At 68.1% G+C, this 3,566-nt stretch carries 3 protein-coding genes and 4 pseudogenes; 5 read left to right on the top strand and 2 right to left on the bottom strand.

The genetic code is table 11. From position 1 onward, the window contains the following. The first annotated feature begins 154 nt into the window (after nucleotides 1–154). The 3 genes and pseudogenes from ACZ3X1_RS37295 to ACZ3X1_RS37285 form a co-directional block, all read left to right on the top strand. Nucleotides 155–511 (top strand): hypothetical protein, encoded by a 357-nt coding sequence (locus tag ACZ3X1_RS37295; RefSeq protein WP_356815955.1) that lies wholly within the window; start codon nucleotides 155–157, stop codon nucleotides 509–511. Between the two features lie 17 nt (nucleotides 512–528). Beyond that, nucleotides 529–798 carry a hypothetical protein gene (locus ACZ3X1_RS37290; protein WP_467284011.1) on the top strand — a complete coding sequence of 90 codons (270 nt, stop codon included), beginning with the start codon at nucleotides 529–531 and terminating at the stop codon, nucleotides 796–798. A 217-nt stretch (nucleotides 799–1,015) separates the two neighbouring features. Continuing rightward, nucleotides 1,016–1,368: pseudogene (locus ACZ3X1_RS37285) on the top strand (helix-turn-helix domain-containing protein); the annotation flags it as partial. A 65-nt stretch (nucleotides 1,369–1,433) separates the two neighbouring features. Here ACZ3X1_RS37285 and ACZ3X1_RS37280 read toward each other — a convergent pair. Then, the gene (locus ACZ3X1_RS37280) at nucleotides 1,434–1,742 is read right to left on the bottom strand and encodes a hypothetical protein (protein ID WP_467284008.1); all 309 of its coding nucleotides are present in this window, start codon (nucleotides 1,740–1,742) and stop codon (nucleotides 1,434–1,436) included. Between the two features lie 48 nt (nucleotides 1,743–1,790). After that, nucleotides 1,791–2,069 (bottom strand): annotated as a pseudogene (locus ACZ3X1_RS37275) (IS110 family transposase); the annotation flags it as partial. A 188-nt stretch (nucleotides 2,070–2,257) separates the two neighbouring features. Here ACZ3X1_RS37275 and ACZ3X1_RS37270 point away from each other — a divergent pair. Both ACZ3X1_RS37270 and ACZ3X1_RS37265 read left to right on the top strand, forming a co-directional pair. Further along, a pseudogene (locus tag ACZ3X1_RS37270) lies at nucleotides 2,258–2,492 on the top strand (IS630 family transposase); the annotation flags it as partial. 204 nt (nucleotides 2,493–2,696) lie between these two features. Further along, nucleotides 2,697–3,466, top strand: a pseudogene (locus ACZ3X1_RS37265) (IS5 family transposase); the annotation flags it as partial. Nucleotides 3,467–3,566: the final 100 nt, after the last annotated feature.

Below are 3,566 nucleotides of genomic sequence, written 5' to 3'. Positions count from 1 at the left end.
GACCCTGTGGGAGAGTAGGACGCCGCCGAACAATCATTGTGGGAAAGCCCCGCACCAGCCCGTTTCAGGGTTCGGTGCGGGGCTTTTCTGCGTTCACCGTCGGGTTCTCGGGCTCGGCTGGGTATCCTGGCCCAGCGTTCCCCTGGAGGACACGATGACAGCACAGCAGTTGGAAGACGGCGGGCCTCTCATCCCCCAGCCGGCGATGACGCGGGAAGCCCTGCGGGACGCCGTGCGCCGGATCGACATGGCCAACCTGGCCGTGCTCGACAAGGAATGCAACGAGGCCTTCGACCGTGCCGCGGAGACGGGTGCCATCAACCCGCTGCGGTTCTTCCTGATCAAGTGGGCCACGCACGTGGCGATCCACCGCTGGCCCGCCCGCTCGGCAGCACTGCACGAAGCGGAACGGATCGCGGGCGACCCGGACGCCACGGAGGAACAGTTCCGCGCCGCCATGGAGACGAGCAGCCGCATCCTCGCCGACGCCCAGCGCGAGATCGGTCAGTGATCCCGCGGGGCGAAGGCGTGGAGAACGACAGCGGCTGGGCGTGGGAGTGCGATCCGAGCCGGCTGTGGGTCCTCGGCGACATGCCCGCGGCACACCAGGAGCTCGTCGGTGCCGTCATGGACGGCCTGGTCGACCTCGCCGCGATGGCCATCGACCCCAAGGACGGCAGCCTCTACGAAGATCCCCACCCGATGCGGCTGCGGACGTACGAGGACGAGCACCTCATGGTCTGGTACCAGACGATCCCCCACCGCAGCCGGGTCTACCTCAAGCGCGTCAACCTCTGAGGCAGGCCGGCTGGAAGGCCTGGCCCTGTCGGCCAGACGGGGACGGCCGTGTCGACGTCAAACTCGCCTGCGATGGCGGTGCCTTCGGCGGAGTGCGTGAAGCAGGCGTGCGCGGCCGCCGCCTCGGGGAGACAGGGCGCCGGCACCCCGTGCTTGCCGCTATTGAGGTTGAACTCGTGGAGCCGTAGGGGCTGACGGCTCGTCGCAAGGGAGCGGGCTGACCGCCGACGGCGGCAATTCAGCGAGGCTTTACACCTCAAGGCGGCCGAGAGATGCGCCAGGGTGAGGCAGCTCGGCGATCGCGAAGGACCAGCGGGTCAACGACCGGTCGGTGCAGCGGTGGCGGCAGATGTGGGACGAGAGCGGTCCGCGGGCTCTGCGACGCAGTCGGCGGCGGAGCTGGCCAAGGGGCCGGCCGCGCATGGCTGGGAAGATCAGCGTTGGACGCTGGCAGGTCAAGACGCTGATCGGCCGACGCTTCCACCTGACCTACACCTCCAGGGCGTGGGCAAGCTCCCGGTGCGTAATGACTGGGCCTGCCAGATCCCAGCCCGACGGGCCACGGAGCGGGTCGACGACGCGGTCGCGGGGTGGGTCAAGACACCTCATGCAGCTACGGGTCAGGTTGACCTTGGTCATCCAGCTGCGCAGGCGGCCAGCAGGGTGTCCGCCCGGACTTCCAGTTCGGGCGTCAGAGTTCCCTTCACGGCCACCATCAGCTCATCGCCGCCGACCGCGCGGGCAAGCCGAACCTCGACCTGTCGATGCTCGCCGACCAAGGGATACGAGTACCAGCCGTCGGGCCGCTCGTCGTCGGTCGCCTCGACCGCCATGGCAACCGTCTCCCAGTCGGTGGCATCGAACCCGTAGCCCACGTAGTGAGACAGCAACTCCAGGAATGACCGCAGGTTGCGCTCCCAGATCCATCCACCGACTTCTGCCATGGCTCCCCCTCCGTGCTCAGAAGGGACAGCCTGGCAGGGGCCGACCCCTCAGTGATCACCCTGCTGCAGCGGGAGAGGAAACGCGACCGCTTCATCGAAGGGGACGCGTGCCAGGGTGCAGTGGTGGAGCTGGCCGAGCATTCGGTTGAACAGGTGCCGCAGGGCTTGCATGTGTCAGTTTCCTCCTGCCCGGCGGCGCCGGTACTGGGCGTCGGCGCCGGTTGAACCGCTGAGGGAGGCGAAGGCCGACAGGTGGCCGACGTGGTTGAGCCGGTTGTTCTTGACGAACCGGCGTCGGACGTAGCGGCCTTTGCCGGAGGCCCGTGTCCAGAGCTCGAAGCTCGTGAGGAGAAACGCGTCACCGTGCGGCAGCTCATCCATCGAGGATCCCGATCCAGGCGGGCGCGTGGGGGCAGAACGTGCGAGGACCGGCCGGCGCCCAGCGCCACCAGTCATGACAAAGACCTCGCACGGAGGTGTCGTAGGGGTCACCACGGCACCGACCAGACCGCACACGTCCTGCCCAGGGCTGGACAACGCCGCCCCGGGCCCATCAGAGATCCAGAAGAGGACTGGCGGCGGCCCGTGGAGCCATCTCCATGACGCCGCCGCAGGCGAAGACCTGGATCACAGCGCGGCCGGACCCCGTGGTGCGCGTTCGTGACCGTTCCCGCAGATGGATATTCATCGCCGCTGACCTGCTACAAGCCGGGCCACCGGTCCCGGCTGATCTACCGGCCGCGCCGAGACCGGCCTCGCCGTCATACCCGCCCGACCAACATCACGAGTTCAACCTCAGTAGGCGGTGATCGCTCCCCCACCTCCTGGTCTCCTAGGGCCGGACGCAGACTTGTTCGGCCACCCCTAGGGCCTGTCCGGCGAATCTTGCGACCATCTGACGATGGGATCGTTGTTCTGGTCGGGGGGCGGGGAGATCTGACGAACGAGGAATGGATGCGGGTTGAGCCGCATCTGCCGAAGGCCGGTGCCCGGGGCGGACGGTGGTGCGACCCCCGCCGGGTGATCAACGGAATCCTGTTCCGGGTCCGCACCGGGGTGCCGTGGCGTGACCTGCCCGAGCGCTTCGGAAGCTGGAAAACCGTCTACGAGCGGCATCGGCGCTGGTCGGCGGATGGGACCTGGGACCGGATGTTCCAGGCGGTCCTGGCCGACGCCGATGCTCGCGGACGGGTGGGCTGGAGCATGGTCAGCATCGACTCGACATCGTGCCGGGCCCCCCAGCACGCGGCCGGGGCACCGCGGAGAACACCGCGAGTCCCGAAAAAAGATCAACGCCTCGGCAGCACCGCCCCGACGAAGGACTCGGACGCTCCCGGGGCGGCCTGACCTGCAAAATCCACCTCGCCGGCGAAGGCGAATGCCGACCGCTGGCCCTGCTGATCACACCAGGCCAGTGGGGCGACAGCCCGCAGCTGATCCCGGTGCTCGAACGGATCCGGGTCAAGCGGCCAAGTGGCGGGCACCCCCGCACCCGCCCCGACCACCTCGGTGGCGACAAGGCCTACAGCTCCCGTCGCAACCGGCGCTACCTGCGCAGACGCCAGATCAAGCACACCATCCCCGAACCGAGGGACCAGCGAGCCAACCGCCAACGCCGAGGCAGCAAAGGTGGCCGGCCCGCCGGGTTCGACAAGGAGATGTACAAGCGACGCAATGAGGTCGAGCGCACGATCAACCAGCTCAAGCACTCCAGAGCCGTGGCACTCGATACGACTGTGAGGATGTTCAGGTGCCGCTTCGGGCGGTGGCCTGACTCGCGATACGACTGGCCTTGGTGCCTTGAGTTTGATCTGTCGGCCACTG

The sequence above is a fragment of the Streptomyces sp. NPDC023541 genome (assembly GCF_055559995.1).
Note: the sequence above shows the minus strand (reverse complement) of the source record. Positions and strands in the feature narration are given on the sequence as shown.